Below are 18339 nucleotides of genomic sequence, written 5' to 3'. Positions count from 1 at the left end.
ATCACCAGTCCACCTTTCCGAGATTGGCTCTGGAAGTGGCCTACTCCCGGGCCACAGGGTGTCACGAGACAGGCCACTGCCACCACCTCAACGCCCATCCGCGCACCCACCACGCGGGCGGCGCGACCCCCGCCACCGGCGACGGCCGCGCCACCCGACCCTCGCGAGCGCCCACGCCGGGCGCCCCGAACGCCGTCAACACCCGAAGGAGCACACCGTGCCGATACCGAGGGGGTCGCACCTCACCCGCCGCGTCACGCAGTTGTACGTCGGCCTGACGCTGTACGGGGTGAGCATGGGGCTCCAACTCCGCGCGGGCCTCGGCCTCGACCCCTGGGACGTGTTTCACCAGGGCGTCTCGGAGCACACCGGCCTCTCCATCGGCACGGTGGTGATCCTGGCGGGCGCGGCGGTGCTCGCCCTGTGGATCCCCCTGCGCCAGCGCCCGGGGCTCGGCACGATCTCCAACGTCGTGGTGATCGGCCTCGTGATGGACGCGACGCTGGCGCTCACCTCCGACCTCGCGTCACTCGCCGCGCGCGTTCCGCTACTGCTGTTCGCCATCGTGCTCAACGGGGCGGCCACCGGCCTGTACATCTCGGCGCGCTTCGGCCCCGGCCCGCGCGACGGGCTGATGACCGGCCTGCACCGGCGCACCGGGCGCTCCATCCGCCTGGTGCGGACCGGCATCGAGGTGGCGGTCCTGGCCACCGGCTTCGCCCTGGGCGGCTCGGTCGGCGTGGGCACCGTGCTGTACGCGGTGGCGATCGGGCCGCTGTCGCAGTTCTTCCTGCGGGTCTTCGCCGTTCCGGGCCTGGACCAGGGGCGGCGGGGCGTGGTCGCCAGCGGTTCGGGGCGGCCGAAGGCGACCGAGGCAGCGGCGGAGGCCGGGGCCGCCGATGCCGCGTCGAACACCGAGGCCGCGTCGAACGCCGCTCCCGCGAGGCAGCCGGACGCGGCCGCGGACACCCCCGCGCCGGAGCGCGCGGAGCGCGGCGGGCCGGCGCGGCGGAGTGAGTTGGCGGAGGGTGCCGGAGGCCCGGCAGGTGACGCGGCGCAGACCAGCGCCGGTCCCGCTGGCAACCATCGGACGTCTTGACGCGTCCAGGGTAGGAGAGGGCGCACTAGGGTACGAGAGAGGTAGACCCTCGATCAGTGAACGTCAATTTCTGACCGCACAGTGGACCGGATTTAGAGCTGACGCATGAGGGCGAGTAGTGTACGCCCTCGACCTACCAGGCGGACCGTTACTGCGCGCTAAAGGACGGCAAACGCTGGGTGACATCTACTGTCAGATGTGACAAACCGGGCGCCGGTGGGTACAACAACGGGGCGGCACGACGGGCGACGCATGTCCCACTACGGGAATCTTCACCGCCGACCGGACGTTGAACGGATGACGACGACAGCGACACCTGTCCTGTGGGCGACAAAGCCCGGGAGGCACGATTCATGAGTGAGCGAGCTCTCCGCGGCACGCGACTCGTGGTGACCAGCTACGAGACCGACCGCGGCATCGATCTGGCCCCGCGCCAGGCGGTGGAGTACGCATGCCAGAACGGACATCGATTCGAGATGCCCTTCTCGGTAGAGGCGGAGATTCCGCCGGAGTGGGAGTGCAAGGCGTGCGGCGCCCAGGCGCTCCTGGTGGATGGCGAAGGGCCTGAGGAGAAGAAGGGCAAGCCCGCGCGTACGCACTGGGACATGCTCATGGAGCGACGCACTCGCGAGGAGTTGGAGGAAGTGCTGGCCGAACGGCTGGCCGTCCTGCGCTCCGGCGCCATGAACATTGCCGTGCACCCGCGGGACAACCGCAAGTCCGCCTGACGGACGAGGCGCCGGGCCCGCCCGGCGCGCAAGGCAGCACACGACGGAGGCCGGGGTCACTGCTCAGCAGCGACCCCGGCCTCCGTTTGTCGTCTCGCCCTCCCGGCCAACCCGGCTCTCGGCGCACTCCGCCGCGAGGCGGCCGGTCGGCCGACGGCCGGGACGGGCGGGGCCGGCGGGGAAGACAGCCGGTTCACGACCCGCGCCGGCCGCTACGGAGCACGCCGCCGCACGGCCCTGATGGCCCGTGCGGCGGCGTCGCCCGTCAGCGCGGCAGCGGCGGGTCCTGGCGGCCCGGGCCGCGCTCGTCGCCGGGACCGTCGGCCCTCGGCGGCTCGTCGTCGCGGACGACCTCGCCCGGCACCACCTTGCCGCCACCGGGCCGGTAGGTCTGGCCCCGCCCCGCCTGCTGGAAGGCGTCGCCGAGCGAACTCGTGGCGTACCCGATGCGGCGGGACAGCGCGCGCTCGGCGCGGCGGCCGAGCAGGGCGCGCACCGGCGGCAGGAGGAGCACCAGCCCGAGCACGTCCGAGACCAGGCCAGGCAGCATCAGCAGCAGCCCGCCGAGCATGAGCAGCCCGTTGCCCAGGCCGGCGGTCGGGTCGTCGTCGGAGGCGCCGGGCCGCAGCCCGGCGGTCAGCGTCTGCCACGCCCGGCGCCCGGCCCGCTTGATGACGTAGCCACCCAGCACGGCCCCGGCCACCAGGAGCGCCAGCACGGTCAGGGCGCTCGAAGCGTCCGCGACCAGGACGAGCAGCCAGATTTCCAGGACCAGCCAGGCCGCGAGGGCGAGGGGAACGATCCGCCGGGCCCGCGAGCGCTGTCCCTGCGGTCGGGGGTGCGGTGATTGAGGTGCGCCGAACGTCATGTCTTCAGTGTGCCTGCGCCGTGTCGAGAGTGTGCCGGTGCGGTGTCGTCGTACGCCGACGCTAGGGCTGCTGCTTGCGGCCGGTCACCCGGTTCACCCGGGAACCCACGCCCCAGGCGGTCACCCGCCACAGGGCCTCGACCAGGATGTCGCGGCTCATCTTGCTGTCGCCGTGCTCCCGGTCCACGAAGGTGATGGGCACCTCCACGACGTGGAAGCCGGCCTTGACGGCACGCCAGGCCAGGTCGACCTGGAAGCAGTAGCCCTGCGAGGCGACGGCGTCCATGCCCAGGCCCTCCAGGGTCTCCCGGCGGAAGGCCCGGAAACCGCCGGTGACGTCGCGGATCGGGACGTCGAGCAGCAGCCGCGAGTAGGTGCTGCCGCCCCGGGAGATCAGCTCGCGGAACTTCGGCCAGTTCACCACGCGCCCGCCCGGCACCCAGCGCGAGCCGAGGACCAGGTCGGCCCCGCCGAGGGCGGTCAGCAGCCGGGGCAGCTCCTCGGGCTGGTGTGAGCCGTCCGCGTCCATCTCGACCAGGACGCCGTAGTCGTGCTCGATCCCCCAGCGGAAGCCCGCCAGGTAGGCGGCGCCGAGACCTTCCTTGCCCTTGCGGTGCAGGACGTGGACCTGCTCGTCCTGGCCGGCGATCTCGTCGGCGATCTTGCCGGTGCCGTCGGGGCTGTTGTCGTCGGCGACGAGCACGTGTGCGTCGGGGACGGCCTTGCGCACCCGTTCCACGATCGGCTTGATGTTCTCCGCCTCGTTGTAGGTCGGAATGATCACCAAGGTCGTGCCGAGCGGACCGTACTTCCTCTCCTGAGTCTCGCCACGCACAACCTCAACGCCGTCGTTCACTGCATCCCCTTCTCGTCCGTACGTCCTCGCCGGCTCACCATGATCGCGGCGGCGCAGGACAGAACGCCCACCATAGCGAGCACCCACTCGGGCACCGCGCCGATCCGATCGGCGACGGTGATGTCGTCGCGCAGGGGAATCCGAGCGCTGAGCACGTCCTGGGTGAATTCCTTGGTGCGCTGCTCAATAGTCCCATCGGGGGCGACCACGGCGCTAATTCCGCTCGGCGCCGCGGTGACCACGGCCCGACCGTGCTCGATGGCGCGCAGCCGGGACATCACGAGTTGCTGCTCGGGCTGGCCGCTGCGGCCGTACGTGGCGTTGTTCGTCTGGATCACCAGCGCCCGGGCCCCGGCGTTGACCGTGTCGCGCACGATCTCGTCGTAGGCGACCTCGAAGCAGATCACGTCGCCCAGCTTGGCCGGGCCGACCTGCATGACCCCGGAGTGGTCGCCCGGGTAGAAGTCCCGGGGAACGCGGTCGAGTCGCGAGATGACCTTGCTGAGCTGGTCGCGGAAGGGCACGTACTCACCGAACGGCACCGGGTGCTGCTTGGTGTACGAGGCGCCGGGGCCGGTCCTCGGGTCCCAGACGATGCCCTGGTTCTCGACGTAACCCTTCTTGGTCGGGTGGTCCACCAGGGCCCCGACCAGGACGGGGACGCCGATCGACTTCACCGCCAGGTCGATGCGCGCGTACGCCTCGCGGTACTTGTACGGGTCGAGGTCGGAGGCGTTCTCCGGCCAGATCACGAGGTCCGGCTGGGGCTTGCGGCCCGCCTTGACGTCCTCGGCCAGCCGCAGGGTCGCCTCGACGTGGTTGTTGAGGATCTTCATCGGGCGGCCGAGGAAGTCCATCCCCGGCTGTTGCACGTTGCCCTGCACGACCGCGATGTTCACGGTGTCGTCGGCGTCGGTGGGCACCGGCACCAGGAACCCGGCCAGCGTCACCGCGCCGGCCAGGGCGATGGCCTCGACGGCCGGCAGCGCGCCGCGTAGCAGCCGGGGGCCGCTGGGCCGCGCGGCCGGCGCGGGCTCGGGGCCCGCCCCGGCGTCCTCGTCCGCCTCGCTCCCGGCGGCGTCCGCCGGCGCGGCGGGAGCGGCGCCCAGCGGGGCGTCGGCCGCGGCGCTCGGCGTGGTCCCGGGGGCGGTCGCGGCACGGCCGCCGGCGAGCGCGTACACCCGCCACAGGGCGACGACGGCGGCCGCGAGCAGCGTGCTGGCCAGGGCGACGCCGAAGGTCACCAGCGGCGCGCCACCGAGCGCGGCCAGCGGCGTGAACGGCGATCCGGTGTTCGCGAACGCCAGCCGCCCCCAGGGGAAGCCGCCGAACGGCAGCCGGTCCCTGGCCCACTCCTCGGCCACCCACAGGCAGGCCGCCCACAGCGGCCAGCCGGGCAGCCTGGAGGTCAGGGCCAGGCCAGCGCCGAGCGCGACGAAGAACAGCGACTCGGCCAGCGAGAGGCCGATGACCGCGTCCCAGCCGACGACGTCCAGCCACTTCAGCAGCAGCACGAAGAACGGGAGCCCGAAGGCGAACCCGGTCCACGCCCCCTGGCGGGCCGTCCTGCCCCGGGTGAGCAGCGCGAGGGCCGCGACGGCGATGAGCGAGAGGGGCCACAGGTCGTACGGCGGGAAGGCGAAGCCGAGGGCGAGCCCGCTGACCGCGGCCAGCGCGGTGCGCCGCGCCTCACGGCGGCACCATCGCGCCACGCGTTGGCGGCGGGTGGCCCGGACGACGGGCTCGGCGCTCGGCGCCGCGGCGGGCTCGGGGGCGGCTGTCGGCGGCTCGGCTGGTCTACTGACCGGCGCGTCGGCTGCCTCGCCGCTGGCGGTGGCACCAGCGGAGGTGTCGGAACCGGGGTGCAACGTCGCGGCCTTCCTGCAGGTCGAGCTGTGGTGAAGTGACGGTATACCGCGAGCCACCACGAGCGGCCCGCTGGGTGCGTAACGGGTGTGCGACGTCCGGCGTGCCCGGACCCCACCACGGCCCGGCGGAGCGGTGGCGGGAGGCGGGCGGCGGTGCGGGGCGCTGGCGGGGCGGTACGGGCCGCGCGCGGGCCTGGCGGCCGGCGAGGAGGCGACCGGGGTGCGGGCACGGGCGCGCGGGCCGGCGAGCGGGGCTGGGGCGCTGGGGTGGCCCGAGGCGGGCGCCAGGGAGTGCTGCGCGGGACTGAGATGCCGGGGCGGCCCGAGGCGGGCGTCAGGGGCCAGGGAGTGGTGCGCGGGGTGCGGATAGGGGCCCGTCGCCCTTCGGGCCGACCTGGGGCCCGCTGGCTGCGGGTCGACCGAGAGCCGTTGTCTACTGAGCGTCCGGGCCCCACCCGGGTCGCACCTGCCGGCCCGATGAGTGCCTCCCCCGCCCCCGTGCGCTGGACCTGGCTCCCATGGGCGACGAACCGGTGCGGCTCGCCACCCCATGGCCCAGCGGCGCTCGACGACTGCGTGGAGAACCCATCCCCGGCCGGACGTCCTGTGGTGGACCCGGCCGAAACTACCCGCCGGCTCCCGCTTTCTGTCAACAGCCGTGCCACCTGCGGCGTTGCGCCAAATCAGCAGGTCAGTACGGAGGGTGCCGGAGTTGGTCGACAGGCCGATGGCACATCGTTCGGCGGTACGCGGCGCGACCGCGTCACTCGTTCGGCCGCTCGTAGACGGTGCGCCCGCCGACCATCGTGCGCACGCACACCGGCAGCGGCAGCCCCGGCGTGAGGTCGGGCAGACCCGGGGTACCGGAGCGGGGGTCGGTGGACCAGTTGGCGACCCGCTCGTCGGGGACCTGCACGACGAGTTCGCCGTGCTGCCAGACGGCCAGGTCGGCCGGTGCGCCGGGGACCAGGACGCCCGCGTCGTCGCGGCGGGCGGCCCGCCAGCCGCCCCGGGTGTGGGCGGTGAACGCGGCCCGTACCGAGACCCGGTGCTCGGGCGTCCGGTGGAAGGCCGCGGCGCGCACGGTGCCCCACGGGTCGAGCGGCGTGACGGGGCTGTCCGAGCCGAGGGCCAGCGGCACTCCGGCGCGCAGCAGGGCCGCGTACGGGTTGAGCGTGCGGGCCCGCTCGACGCCGAGCCGCTGGGCGTACATGCCGTCCTCGCCGCCCCAGGCGGCGTCGAAGGCGGGCTGGACGGAGGCGGTCAGGCCGAGTTCGGCGAACGCGGCGATGGTCTCGGGCGTGAGCATCTCGGCGTGCTCGACCCGGTGCCTGGCGGCGCGGACACGGGCGAGCCCGACCTTCTCCGCGGCGGTGCGCACCCCGGCGACGACGGCCGAGAGCGCGGCGTCGCCGATGGCGTGGAAGCCGGCCTGCAACCCGGCCTCGGTGCACAGCGCGACGTGCGTGGCGATGGCGGTCGGGTCCAGGTACTGGGTCCCGGTGCTGGGCGGGGCGTCGGCGTACGGCGCGTGCAGGCAGGCCGTGTGGGAGCCGAGCGCGCCGTCCACGAAGAGGTCGCCGGCGGCGCCGACGGCGCCCAGCTCGCGCACCTTCTCCAGGTCGCGGGCGCTGCTCGCGGCCTCGGCCCAGTAGCCGATGACGCGGGGGCCCGCCGTCTGGGCGGCGATGCCCAACAGGCCGGTCAGGTCGGCCTCGCTGGAGATGTCGGGGCCCGCGCACTCGTGGAGGGTGCCGATGCCGAGCGCGGCGGCCCGCCGGAGCGCGGCGCGCTGTGCGTCGGCCCGCTGGGAGTCGGTCACGTTCGCGAACGCCGCCGCGCGGACCGCGTGGTGGGCGTCGGCGGTCAGCGGCGCGTCGCCCTGGTAGCCGGCGCGCCCGGTCAGGTCGCCGACGCGGTCGAGCAGGGCGGTGGTCGCGACGGCGGAGTGCACGTCCACGCGGGTGAGGTAGAGCGGCCGGCCGTCGGTGGCCTGGTCCAGCTCCGTACGGGAGGGGGCGCGTCCTTCGGGCCAACGGGAGGAGTCCCAGCCGTGGCCGAGCAGTACCGCGTCGCCGGGGTGCGCCGCGGCGTGGGCGCGCACCAGATCGAGCGCCTCGATCAGGGTCGAGGCCGCGGTGAGGTCGAGGCCGGTGCGGGCGAGCCCGGTGGCGGTGGTGTGCACGTGTGCGTCCGTGAACGCGGGCGTGACGAGCGCGCCGGCGAGGTCGATGACCTCGTCCACGCCGTCGGCGAAGGAGTCGGCCGCGCCCTCGGAGCCGACCCAGGCGACGCTGCCGCGCTCGATCACCATCGCCGTCGCGAAGGGATCGGCGGGGCTGTGCACGGTGCCGCCGCGCAACAGCACGGTGCCGCCCTCGGTCGGCGGGATGCCGGCGCTGGGGCCTGCGGCGGGGATGAGGTCGCTCACGGGGTTCGCCTCGCGGTGTCGTTCGTCGGGTGGACGGCGGTGGCACGCCGGGGAGGTCACTCCCCCGCGAGCCGGCGCCAGGGTGTCAGTGTCGCCGGACCCGGTTCGGCTCCCGCGCCGGGGGTGGGCCGCGCGCCGGGGCACCGGGGTGCGCCGCGGCGCGCGGACGCGCATCCGGCGCCCGCGGCGCGCACGCCGGGTCGGCTGGTGGGGCGCTCGGCCCGGCCGGGCCCGGGGAGCCGCCGGGCGCTCGCGCGGCCGGCGGGTCAGATGCGGGGCGGGCGGGCCTCGTACGGCGTGGACAGCACGACCGTGGTGCGGGTGGAGACGCCGGCCAGCGAGCGGATGCGGGTCAGGAGGTGCTCCAGTTCGAGCGGGGTCTCGACGCGCACCTTGAGGATGTAGTTCTCGTCGCCCGCCACGCTGTGACACGCCTCGATCTGCGGCACCTCGGCGAGCCGGTCGGCGATGTCGTCGGGCGCGCTGGGGTCGAAGGGTTTGACCGAGATGAAGGCCGTCAGCGGCAGCCCGACGGCCTCGGGGTCCACGACGGCGGCGTAGCCACGGATGACACCGCGCTGTTCCAGGCGTCGGACCCGCTGGTGCACCGCCGAGGTGGACAGGCCGGTGGCCTTGCCCAGGTCGGTGTAGCTCATGCGCCCGTCATTGACGAGCAGTTCCACGATCTGTCTGTCCAACTCCTCCACCCCGTCACCCTATGGGGTAGCGGGCGTCGCGGCACAGCCGACGAGCCCCCGGGCGCGCGCCGCACCTGCACGGGGCATGTGACGAATGCCACAGCCAAGGGGCGGGGGCATGGGCGCGCCGGCGATTACCGCCACCGCCGGACGGGAAATGCTTGCTGTGGTCGAGGCTGCCTTGTCGCCTTTTCGACCTGACCCGAGGGGGAGAAACACCATGCCCGGTCTTGAACGCCTGGACAGTGGCGAGAGCGACGTCTACGAGACGTACGAGATGTTCCGGGTGACGTGCCCGGACTGCGCACGCCCCATTGCCCTGCTCGCCGACGAGGACGTGCTGCCCGAGCACGCGCTGTGCCCGTCCCCGTGGAACCCGTTCGGGCTCACGGTCTGCCCGGGCACCGGGCGGGGCGTCGCCGACGCGGTCCCCGCCGACGACGCCTCGGGTTCCCAGGAGCAGGACGCGGCGCTGCTCCTGACCCTTCCGGAGAGCCTGGACTGGCGGACGCAGCCGTTCTCGCACATCGGCGGCCACGTCTCCCGTCCGGTGCAGGTGCCGCGCCAGCCGACGCCCGGACACTAGCGCCTCGGTCGGGCGCCCCGGGGGTCCGCCCCGTCAGCGCCCGACCTCACCCCTGGCCCGGGGCCCGCGACGAACGGCGGTGGGCCGCCCGCGGCCCATCGCCCCGGCCGGCCCCCTCAGCCCCGGTCACGATCGGTCAGCCGCCGTCCGGCGACCGCGCCTGACGGGCCGTCACAGCTCGAGCTGGGCCTGCACCGGCAGGTGGTCGCTCGGGAACTGTCCGCCGAGCGAGAAGGTGTTGATCGAGGCGTAGCTGGTGTGGATGCCCGGCGAGGTGAGGATCCAGTCGATGCGCTCGCCGTCCGGGACCAGCGGCCGGTAGCCGTGGAAGGTCGCGTACAGCTTCCCGCGCTCCTCGGCGCGGTCCCAGGTGTCCACGAGGCCGCCCGAGCCCAGCAGCGTGTCGTAGACCGGGTTCTGGTGCGCCGGCACGTTGAAGTCGCCGGTGACGATGCGCGGCACGGCCGGGTCGAGGCCGCGCAGCCGCTCGGCGATCAGGTCGGCGGAGCGCTCGCGCGCGCTCTGGTTGCGGTGGTCGAAGTGGGTGTTGAGGGCGTAGAACTGGCCGCCGCCGCGCAGATCGCGAAAGCGCACCCAGGTGGCCATGCGCACGACCGCGTTGCCCCAGGTGTTGGAGCCGATCACGTACGGCGTGCCGGACAGCCAGAAGTGGTCGTACTCCAGCGGGGCCAGCCGCTGGGTGTCGTAGAAGACGGCCATGAACTCGCCCCGGCTGCCACCCTCACGGCCGGTGCCGATCCAGTCGTAGTGCGGCCCCAAGTCCTGTGCGATGTCACGGATTTGGGAGTACACACCCTCCTGGGTGCCGAGCAGGTGCGGGCGCTCGCGGCGTAGCAGCGTGCGCATGACGGGGCGGCGTTCGGCCCAGGAGTTGGGGCGGGCGTCCGAGGCGTAGCGCAGGTTGAACGTCATGGCGCGCAGCTGGCTGGCGCTGCCGCCGGGGGCTGCCGGGGCCGCGGCCGTCGCCGGGGCGGCGGAGGCCGACGGGGCGGCGGCGTGGGCGACGCCGGCGGTCAGGGGGAGGGCCAGGGCGGCGGCTGCCGCCGCGCGCATTCCGTCGCGGCGGCTGAATCCGGTCGTCTCGGCGGGGGTGGTCGGTGCGGCGGGGGTGGTCGGTGCGGTGGGGGCGACGGCGGGGGAATCGGTCATGGTTGCTCCAGTGGTCGATTGCTACGCACACCTGGCCAGGCGCGGCCTGGGCACAGCGAAGTGTGCGGGCGACCGGTGTGCCGCGCGTGGCATGTGGACACCGAGGGCGCGAACGGCCGGTGACTCCCCCGGGGTACGCCGCCACGCGCCCCCGCACGCCCCGCGCGGACGGCCACGACCGCGTTGGCGCGGCGCGGGTCCGGGAGGGGGCGCACGGGCGCCCCACGGCCCGCTGAACGGCGAACGGCGCGACACCCCGCGTCCGGGGTGCCGCGCCGAGACGGTGCGCCGCGGGCGGTCGCCGCCGCTGGTGGCCGCGAGCGCTGACGCGGGCGGGTCAGCGGGACTCGCGGCCCGCGATCTGGCGGGCGATGACCATGCGTTGGATCTGGTTGGTGCCCTCGACGATCTGGAGCACCTTGGACTCGCGCATGTAGCGCTCGACGGGGAAGTCGAGCGTGTAGCCGTAACCGCCGAGGAGTTGCACCGCGTCGGTGGTCACGCGCATCGCGGTGTCCGTGCAGAACAGCTTGGCCATCGCCGCCTCCTTGGAGAACGGCCGGCCCGCGTCGCGCAGCCGGGCGGCCGTCAGGTACAGCGAGCGGCCCGCCTCGATCTGGGTGGCCATGTCGGCCAGCATGAAGCGCAGGCCCTGGAAGTCGGCGATCGGGCGGCCGAACTGCTGGCGCTCGGCGGTGTAGCGCAGGCCCTCGTCGAGGGCGGCCTGGGCGACGCCGATGGCGCAGGCGGCGATGCCGAGGCGGCCGGCGTCCAGCGCGGCGAGGGCGATCGAGAAGCCCTGCCCCTCGTCGCCGATGCGCCGCTCGTCGCCCACCCGCACGCCGTCGAAGTGGACCTGGGCGGTGGGCGAGCCCTTCATGCCCATCTTGCGCTCGGGCGCCGCGGCCGAGAGTCCCTCGGTGTCGCCGGGGACCAGGAAGGCGGTGATGCCGCGCGGGCCCTGGTCGCCGGTGCGGGCGAGGACGGAGTAGAAGTCGGCGACGCCGCCGTGCGTGATCCACGCCTTGGTGCCCTCGATGGTCCAGTCGTCGCCCGTCCGCGCGGCGCGGGTGACCAGCGAGGCCGCGTCGGAGCCGGAGGCCGGCTCGGAGAGGCAGTACGCGCCGAGCACGCCGCCGCCGAGCATCACGGGCAGGTGCTCGGTGCGCTGCTGCTTGCTGCCGAACTCGGCGAGCGCGTGGCAGGCCAGGGTGTGCACGCTGACCCCGAGGCCGACGGTGAGCCGGGCCGCCGCGAGCTCCTCCAGGACCTGGAGGTAGACCTCGTAGGGCTGGCTGCCGCCGCCGTACTCCTCCGGGTAGGGGAGGCCGAGCAGGCCGGAGGTGGAGAGCAGGGCGAAGACCTCGCGCGGGAAGTGCCCGGCGTCCTCGTCTTCCGCCGCCTGTGGCCGGATTTCGCGGTCGGCCAGATCGCGTACCAGCGCAAGCAGGTCACGGGCCTCCTCGGTGGGCAACTGTCGCTCCACCGGCTGCGGGCCGGGATGGGTCATGGCGGCGCTCTCCTCCCTGTTGGGGTGCTCATCGGCGCGGCGGCGAGGACGCTCGGGTACGGCGGCTCCACCACGATCTGCGGCTCAACCGATCTTCCCTCGCCGGGTTACGAACCGGGATGACCTGCGGCTGTAGCGGGTTGGAGTATGCCCGATCAGCGGCTCCACGTCACCGGTCGACGATCAGGTTCCGTCACGCGGGAAATGGTCCGAACCATTGACCACAGTGGTCTAGTCCTTCTACGGTTTCCCCGCAGAAGAGAACGCGTTCATGTCAAATCTGCGTTCTTCGTAGTCCTTCGCACTGATCCCCCCACCTCTCCCCCACCGAGGAGACTCCATGGTCAGATCACAGCGCACCCGTACCCGGCTCCCCGCGATGGTCACGGCCTTCGCCGCGTCGGCCGCGGTTCTGGTCGGCACGCTGTTCACCGGCGCGGGACCGGCCACCGCGGACGCCTCGGGCGACCCGCAGGGCGGGAAGCAGGCAGGGTCCGCGGTCACCGCGCAGCGCGACCAGGCGCCGCAGTCCGCCCCCGCCACCACCCCCACCAAGGCCGCCGCCGGCAACAAGGTCGTCGGCTACTTCACCAACTGGGGCGTCTACCAGCGCAATTACCACGTCAAGAACATCGAGACGTCCGGTGCCGCGAACAAGCTGACCCACATCAACTACGCGTTCGGCAACGTCCAGGGTGGCAAGTGCACCATCGGTGACAGCTACGCCGACTACGACAAGGCGTACACCGCCGACCAGAGCGTCGACGGCAAGGCCGACACCTGGGACCAGCCGCTGCGCGGTAACTTCAACCAGCTCCGCAAGCTCAAGGCCAAGCACCCCAACCTCAAGGTGATCTGGTCCTTCGGCGGTTGGACCTGGTCCGGCGGGTTCGGGCAGGCCGCGCAGAACCCGGCCGCCTTCGCCGACTCCTGCTACAAGCTGGTCGAGGACCCGCGCTGGGCCGACGTCTTCGACGGCATCGACATCGACTGGGAGTACCCGAACGCCTGCGGCCTGACCTGCGACACCAGCGGCAAGGACTCGCTGACCAAGGTGCTGTCGGCGCTGCGGTCGAAGTTCGGTCAGAACAACCTGATCACGGCCGCCATCTCGGCCGACGCCTCCAAGGGCGGCAAGCTGGAGGCGGCCGACTACAAGTCCGCGGCGGCCGTCACGGACTACATCATGCCGATGACGTACGACTTCTTCGGCGCCTGGGACGCGAAGGGCCCGACGGCCCCGCACTCCCCGCTCACCTCCTACCCGGGCATCCCGAAGGAGGGCTTCAACTCGGACGCCGCGATCCAGAAGCTCAAGGGCTTCGGCATCCCGGCCGACAAGTTGCTGCTCGGCATCGGCTTCTACGGCCGCGGCTGGACCGGCGTCACCCAGAAGGAGCCGGGCGGCACCGCCACCGGCCCGGCGCCCGGCAAGTACGAGCAGGGCATCGAGGACTACAAGGACCTCAAGACCCGCTGCCCCGCCAACGGCACCGTGGGTGGCACCGCGTACGCCCACTGCGGCACCCAGTGGTGGAGCTACGACACCCCGGCCACCATCGGCGGCAAGATGAACTACAAGAACCAGCAGGGCCTGGGTGGAACCTTCTTCTGGGAGCTGAGCGGGGACACCTCGGGCGGCGAACTGGTCAAGGCCATCAGGTAACCACCGTCGGGTGACCGCGGCGCGCCGCGGCCTCCACGACACAGGGCGGGAAGCCGGATCACCGGCTTCCCGCCCTCTCGTCGTGCTCGCGCGCCCCGGGCGCGCCCCTACCGCGGTGGCGCCGTCGGGGCCGGGCACTGGGGCGCGAACGCCTCGATGGCGCACAGGGTGTCCCGCAGCCCGCGCTCCAACAGCGCCCGCACCTCCTCCCGGGCCAACTCCGGGCGCTGCAGCCAGTCGAGGGTGACGCCCTCGACGCCGGCCATCCACCCGATCAGCGCGAGCCTGGCCACCGCCGGCGGCTCGCTCAGGCCCCACGCCAGCTCGCCGATGGTCGCGATGAGTCGCTCCCGCACCGCGTCGCGGATGGCGAGCACCTGGGAGTCGAAGCCGACGCCGCCGGTGACGATCGCCCGGTAGGCGGCCTGGTGGTGCTGGGCGTAGCGCAGGTAGCCGTCGATGGTCTGGCGCACCCGCTCGCCGGGCGGCAGGTCCCGGGTGCGCTCGGCGCGGGCGACGAGTTCGGCGACGGACTCCTCGATGATCGCGAGGTAGTAGCCGCGCTTGCTCTTGAAGTAGTAGTAGATGAGCCCCTTGGCGACCCCCGCGTGGCGCGCGATGTCGTCCATCGACAGGGCGTCGTACGAGGTGTCGGCGAACAACCTGCGCCCGGTCGCGATGAGTTCGGCCCGCCGCGCCTGGGAGCGTTCGGAGCCGCCCTCGGTCTCGGAAGCCCCACGTCCGACCCGTTGACTATTATTCAAAATCGCGCCTACTCTCCAACTGCCGTGAGACTTCCGCAGTATGGCAGAGGGACGCCGGATGGCGGATCGCTCTCACCACGGCTGCGTCGTGCCGCGTTCGGAGACGCCCCCGCCATGGGCACCCGCTCGCCGCCGACCGCAGTGCAGTGCCTCCGTACCGACGCGCGACCGCTCCCGCGACCGCGTGCCGCCCCTCCCCCGCTGCCCGCGGGGAGGCTCATTCCTTGTGGAGGGCGCCGTGAAGGCATCTCAGGAACGGCTGCCGGAAGGCAGGACAGCGTGGAAGCGGACGGCCGTGGTGGGGTTGCCCGCGGTGCTCGCGGTCGGCGCGATGGCGGCCATGATGGCGCAGGGCGTGCTGGCCGCGTCCTTCGCCGTCTCCGGCACGAGCTTCCAGGTCGCCTCGTCCAAGCTGACCAGCGACGGGCTCGCCTCGTACGTGGAGACCGACCGCTCCCTGGACGGCAAGGGGCACCCGGTCTCGCTGCTGGGGCTCGACCAGGCCACCCTCAACGACATCTGCCAGGCCGCCGAGGTCAAGACGCCGCTCGGCACGGTGACCTTCAAGCTGACGGCGGGCGGCGACGCCGGCAAGGTCACCGCCAGCAACCTGATCATCGACGCGGAGGACCTGGCCGGCGACGCCCGCTTCGGCACGGTCGAGCTCGGCCGCGACGCCTCCACCCTCGACGAGACGCCCGGCATCCGAGGGGAGAAGGGAAAGTTCGGGCTCCAGGCCGGGAACATCGAGGTGGCCGACGTGAAGTCGCACGCCTGGTCCGCCACCGGCGGCAACTTCCGGCTCAAGGGGTTGAAGCTCGGCGTCAGCCTGGGCGGCGACAAGTGCTTCTGAGCCGGGGCCGGACGCGCGAGGCGCGACGCGGGGCGCCGACCGGCGCCGCCGTCGGGGCCCGGCCCGCCCCGTCGGGCCCGCGCGCGCGGTGCCGGGCCGCGCTCCAGGGGCTGCCGCTGCCCCGCCAGCGCGCGGCCTTCCGTGGCTGGCGGCGCACCCGGCCGTTCTGGGCGGGCCTGCTGCTGGTGCTCGGCGGGCTCGAACTCATGGCCATCCCGCTGTCGCCGCTGACCGTACTCGTCAGCCTCGGCCTCGGCGGGATCGCGGCGATCGGCATCGGCATCGCGCTGATCGTCGCGGGCCTGTTCCTGTGGTTCGCGCCCCGCGCCCGGCACTACGTGAGCATCAACGCGCTGCTGCTCTCCGTACTCTCCTTCGCCGCCACCAACCTCGGCGGCTTCCTGATCGGCATGGTGCTGGGCATCGTCGGCAGCGTCATGGGCTTCGGCTGGACGCCGCGCGAGGCGCCCCAGGCACCGGCCGGCCCGTCACCCGGGCCACCCTCCGGGCAGCCCGACGAACCGGGTCCGGGCGGCCCGTCGGGCGACGCGGCGGCCCCCGGCCCTCCGTACGGTGGCCCGGGCGCTGGACGCGATGCCCCGGGCGACGACGCCCCGGCCGACGGCGTCGGCTCCCGTGGCGCGGCGGGAGGCCCGAGGTCGCCGACGCCACCGGAGGGGGCCGGCGGCAGGGCGGTGGCGGACGCGGGCGGGGCGGAGGGGCCCGACCCGGGCCCGGCCGGCGCACCGAGGTCCGCCCGGCGCCGGCGCGGTGGCGGGGCGCTGCGGGCGCTCGCGCCGCTGGTGCCGGCCGTCGCGCTGCTGGCCGCCGTGGGGGTACCCGCGCGCGGCGCGCCGCTGCCCGGCGGCGCTGTCCCGGCCCCGCTCGCCGCGACGGGCGCGGACACGGCCGAGGACGGGGCCGACCCGCCCGGGGCCGCGGGGGCCCGGGCGCCGCGCGAGCTGTCCGCCACGCTGGCGCCGGCGCCGCGGCAGGGCGCCGCCGCGCCGGTCACGGAGGCCGCGCCGGTCGCGCCGGCGGCCGGCCCCGGGGAGCGCGCGCCGGCGGCCGACGGGCCCGGCTTCCCGGTGGCGGCCACCCCCGCGACCATCACCACCACCCGGTTCACCCCGCACGGCTTCCTCGTGGCCGGCGTGACCGAGCTGCCCACCGCTCGCGGGCCGCTGAAGGTGATGGTGCTTAAGATGCGGGCCGCCTCGCTCACCGACTACCGGATGCGGACCCGCGACGGCTCGCCCGAGCTGGACCTGGGGGCCGACTCGCTGGAGCTGTCCGGCCACGTGACGCTCTACCTCAGTCGGTTCAAGGGCTGCGTCGAGGGCCTGCTGTGCCTGACCTTCACCCCGGACCGGCTGCCGGTGCCGCCGCTCGTGCCGCCGCTGATCTTCCTCACCGATGTCGAGGCCGACCAGGCGCTCGTGACCGCCGACTCGATCACCACCGACGGGCTGACCCTGACCCCACACGCCTGAGACGCGCCCGGCGGGGCACGCCCGACCCGGGCGGCACGGCGGCGCACCCCGGTGCCCCGGTGCGGTGGCCGGTGGCACGGGTCCGTGCCAGCCTGAGACCATCCGCAGCCCCACCGGGAGGTCTCACCACAGTGCCGTGGCGACTGCGAACCCCGAGGTTCACCAACGGCCTCTTCGTCCTGCTGCTCGGGTACCTGGTGGCGATCGTCGTCATCGACGAGCTGACCTCGCGCTACCTGCGCCTGGACGTGTACGCGGCGGTGGCCCCGATGGTCGCCGCCGCGCTGTGTGCCTACCGCCACGCGGTCGTCATCGGGGCCCTGGACTTCGTCGCCATGACCGTCATCTACGGCGTGCTGCCCTCCAGCGTGCCGACGGTCGCCCGGGCCGGCGCGATCCTCAGCAACGCGCTGATGGTCGGCGCGAGCATCGCGGTGGCCAGGCTGCTGCGCGACCGCGAGGAACTCCTGGAGCGCGAGCGCGCCACCGGCGAGGCCGCGCAACGGGCCCTCCTGCGCCAGCTCCCCCTGCGGACCCAGGACGTCGTCGTCGACGGCTTCTACGTCTCCTCGCAGCGGGACGCCCTGGTGGGCGGCGACCTGTACGAGGCGGTGCAGACCCCGTACGGCACCCGCGTGCTCATCGGCGACGTGCGCGGCAAGGGGCTGAGCACGCTGGGCGCGGGCGCGGCCGTGCTGACCGCCTTCCGCGAGGCCGCCTACCACCGCCGCAACCTCACCAGCGGCGTGCTCGCCATGGAGCAGGGCCTGGCCCGCTACAACGCCTCCCGTGAGGGGCGGGAGCCGCTGGAGGCGCAGGAGCGGTTCGTGACGGCCCTGGTCCTCGGCACGGACGGCGGCGCCGGAGCCCCTGCGGAGGCGGCGGCGCGGGAGGAGCCGATGTCACTGCTCGTCGTGGACTGCGGCCACGTCGCGCCGTACGTGATCGGGCCCGACAACGCCGTACGGGAGGTCGAGCTGGCCGAGCCGGGGTTGCCGCTGGGCCTCGGCGAGCTGGCCGACCACCCGCGGGCCGTCCAGCGGGTCGTGCTGCCGCCCGGGTGCCGGCTGCTCGCCTGCACCGACGGGGTGACCGAGGCGCGCGGCGCGGATGGCTCGTTCTATCCGCTGGCGGCCCGGCTGCACCGGTGGGCGGCGCTGCCGACCTCCGAGTTGCTGAGTCGGTTGCGTGCGGATTTGGACGCGCACACCGGTGGCCAACTGCAGGACGACGCCGCCGCGTTGATCATGGAGCGGCTGGCGATGCCCGATCAGCGGGCGCTGGAGGCGGCCCGCGACTGACGGCCGGCCGCGCGGCCCGCGCCCCGCCGGCATTGGTTCAGACCAGGTCAGGGCGGCGACCACGGCCCGGCGCGCGCCGCACGCCGACAGCGCGTCGGCGGCGTGTACCGACCCCGTCATCCCTATGAAGTCGGCTCCGCGCGGGCGCCAGTTCCCGGCGCGTGCCGGGAGAAACCTCACGTGCCGTGCGGCCGGATCAACAGGGCCGAGATGGGCTGGACCCGTGTCACGATGATGCCGCGTCACGATGACGTCACCACTGTCGTACCGCATCCGACGTCCCCTACCACCCACCCGTGCCCTCCGCCGCATCCGTCCGTCCAGCACCACCGCCGGCCGCCCCGGGTCCCGTACCCGGCCTCCGGCGCCCGTCGTCCGTCCGCCCCCGTCCGACTCGCCTCGCGCCCGTGCCACCCCGCCAACCCGGCTCCGCACGCCGCCCGGCCCG

General features: G+C 73.9%; 14 protein-coding genes and 1 pseudogene. 7 read left to right on the top strand and 8 right to left on the bottom strand.

The window, feature by feature from the left end:
• Window positions 1-295: 295 nt before the first annotated feature.
• Together yczE and H7H31_RS31390 are read left to right on the top strand one after the other, a co-directional pair.
• Window positions 296-880 (top strand): annotated as a pseudogene (yczE, locus tag H7H31_RS31395) (membrane protein YczE); the annotation flags it as partial.
• Between the two features lie 572 nt (window positions 881-1452).
• Window positions 1453-1827 carry an RNA polymerase-binding protein RbpA gene (locus tag H7H31_RS31390; protein ID WP_176160397.1) on the top strand — a complete coding sequence of 125 codons (375 nt, stop codon included), beginning with the start codon at window positions 1453-1455 and terminating at the stop codon, window positions 1825-1827.
• A 265-nt stretch (window positions 1828-2092) separates the two neighbouring features.
• Here the strand turns inward: H7H31_RS31390 and fxsA are convergent, their stop codons facing one another.
• The 5 genes from fxsA to H7H31_RS31365 form a co-directional block, all read right to left on the bottom strand.
• Window positions 2093-2695 carry an FxsA family membrane protein gene (gene fxsA, locus H7H31_RS31385; RefSeq protein WP_187061203.1) on the bottom strand — a complete coding sequence of 201 codons (603 nt, stop codon included), beginning with the start codon at window positions 2693-2695 and terminating at the stop codon, window positions 2093-2095.
• Between the two features lie 61 nt (window positions 2696-2756).
• Window positions 2757-3551 (bottom strand): polyprenol monophosphomannose synthase, encoded by a 795-nt coding sequence (locus H7H31_RS31380; protein ID WP_187061202.1) that lies wholly within the window; start codon window positions 3549-3551, stop codon window positions 2757-2759.
• Window positions 3548-5419, bottom strand: coding sequence for an apolipoprotein N-acyltransferase (gene lnt / locus H7H31_RS31375; RefSeq protein WP_187061201.1), 1872 nt, complete (start codon window positions 5417-5419; stop codon window positions 3548-3550). Before lnt ends, H7H31_RS31380 begins: the two co-directional genes overlap by 4 nt.
• 763 nt (window positions 5420-6182) lie before the next feature.
• A complete protein-coding gene (locus tag H7H31_RS31370) occupies window positions 6183-7850 on the bottom strand; it encodes an amidohydrolase (RefSeq protein WP_372456077.1) in 1668 nt (555 codons plus the stop codon).
• 266 nt (window positions 7851-8116) lie between these two features.
• Window positions 8117-8557: an Lrp/AsnC family transcriptional regulator gene (locus tag H7H31_RS31365; RefSeq protein ID WP_176160400.1), complete on the bottom strand. Its 441-nt coding sequence runs from the start codon at window positions 8555-8557 to the stop codon at window positions 8117-8119.
• A gap of 109 nt (window positions 8558-8666) precedes the next feature.
• Here H7H31_RS31365 and H7H31_RS31360 point away from each other — a divergent pair, with 109 nt between their 5' ends.
• Window positions 8667-9134: a hypothetical protein gene (locus tag H7H31_RS31360; protein ID WP_372456078.1), complete on the top strand. Its 468-nt coding sequence runs from the start codon at window positions 8667-8669 to the stop codon at window positions 9132-9134.
• A 171-nt stretch (window positions 9135-9305) separates the two neighbouring features.
• Here the strand turns inward: H7H31_RS31360 and H7H31_RS31355 are convergent, their stop codons facing one another.
• Together H7H31_RS31355 and H7H31_RS31350 are read right to left on the bottom strand one after the other, a co-directional pair.
• Window positions 9306-10208 (bottom strand): endonuclease/exonuclease/phosphatase family protein, encoded by a 903-nt coding sequence (locus tag H7H31_RS31355; RefSeq protein WP_232110396.1) that lies wholly within the window; start codon window positions 10206-10208, stop codon window positions 9306-9308.
• Between the two features lie 433 nt (window positions 10209-10641).
• Window positions 10642-11814 carry an acyl-CoA dehydrogenase family protein gene (locus H7H31_RS31350; protein ID WP_187060418.1) on the bottom strand — a complete coding sequence of 391 codons (1173 nt, stop codon included), beginning with the start codon at window positions 11812-11814 and terminating at the stop codon, window positions 10642-10644.
• A gap of 340 nt (window positions 11815-12154) precedes the next feature.
• Between H7H31_RS31350 and H7H31_RS31345 the strand changes: the two genes are divergently transcribed.
• Window positions 12155-13480, top strand: coding sequence for a glycoside hydrolase family 18 protein (locus H7H31_RS31345; protein ID WP_187060417.1), 1326 nt, complete (start codon window positions 12155-12157; stop codon window positions 13478-13480).
• Between the two features lie 107 nt (window positions 13481-13587).
• On the opposite strand, the gene H7H31_RS31340 is transcribed toward H7H31_RS31345, so the two are convergent.
• On the bottom strand, window positions 13588-14244 hold the full coding sequence (locus H7H31_RS31340; protein ID WP_187060416.1) for a TetR/AcrR family transcriptional regulator: 657 nt from the start codon (window positions 14242-14244) through the stop codon (window positions 13588-13590).
• A gap of 238 nt (window positions 14245-14482) precedes the next feature.
• Between H7H31_RS31340 and H7H31_RS31335 the strand changes: the two genes are divergently transcribed.
• From H7H31_RS31335 to H7H31_RS31320, 3 genes are all read left to right on the top strand, one after another.
• Window positions 14483-15097, top strand: coding sequence for a DUF6230 family protein (locus H7H31_RS31335; RefSeq protein WP_232110171.1), 615 nt, complete (start codon window positions 14483-14485; stop codon window positions 15095-15097).
• The gene (locus H7H31_RS34475; RefSeq protein ID WP_232110170.1) at window positions 15088-16590 is read left to right on the top strand and encodes a DUF6114 domain-containing protein; all 1503 of its coding nucleotides are present in this window, start codon (window positions 15088-15090) and stop codon (window positions 16588-16590) included. The genes H7H31_RS31335 and H7H31_RS34475 overlap by 10 nt, the downstream gene beginning before the upstream one ends.
• Before the next feature lie 131 nt (window positions 16591-16721).
• Window positions 16722-17891, top strand: coding sequence for a PP2C family protein-serine/threonine phosphatase (locus H7H31_RS31320; protein ID WP_187061038.1), 1170 nt, complete (start codon window positions 16722-16724; stop codon window positions 17889-17891).
• Window positions 17892-18339 lie beyond the last annotated feature (448 nt).

It is taken from the genome of Streptomyces buecherae, assembly GCF_014295035.1.
Taxonomy (GTDB): domain Bacteria; phylum Actinomycetota; class Actinomycetes; order Streptomycetales; family Streptomycetaceae; genus Streptomyces; species Streptomyces youssoufiensis.
The sequence above is the reverse complement of the archived record's forward strand: the minus strand, read 5'-3'. Positions and strand labels throughout refer to the sequence as shown.

What these genes read in the sequence shown, in the direction of transcription:
- H7H31_RS31390 (WP_176160397.1), top strand. Translation starts at nt 1,453, where the DNA reads ATGAGTGAGCGAGCTCTCCGCGGCACGCGACTCGTGGTGACCAGCTAC.
- fxsA (WP_187061203.1), bottom strand. Translation starts at nt 2,695, where the DNA reads ATGACGTTCGGCGCACCTCAATCACCGCACCCCCGACCGCAGGGACAG.
- H7H31_RS31360 (WP_372456078.1), top strand. Translation starts at nt 8,667, where the DNA reads ATGGGCGCGCCGGCGATTACCGCCACCGCCGGACGGGAAATGCTTGCT.
- H7H31_RS31355 (WP_232110396.1), bottom strand. Translation starts at nt 10,208, where the DNA reads ATGCGCGCGGCGGCAGCCGCCGCCCTGGCCCTCCCCCTGACCGCCGGC.
- H7H31_RS31350 (WP_187060418.1), bottom strand. Translation starts at nt 11,814, where the DNA reads ATGACCCATCCCGGCCCGCAGCCGGTGGAGCGACAGTTGCCCACCGAG.
- H7H31_RS31345 (WP_187060417.1), top strand. Translation starts at nt 12,155, where the DNA reads ATGGTCAGATCACAGCGCACCCGTACCCGGCTCCCCGCGATGGTCACG.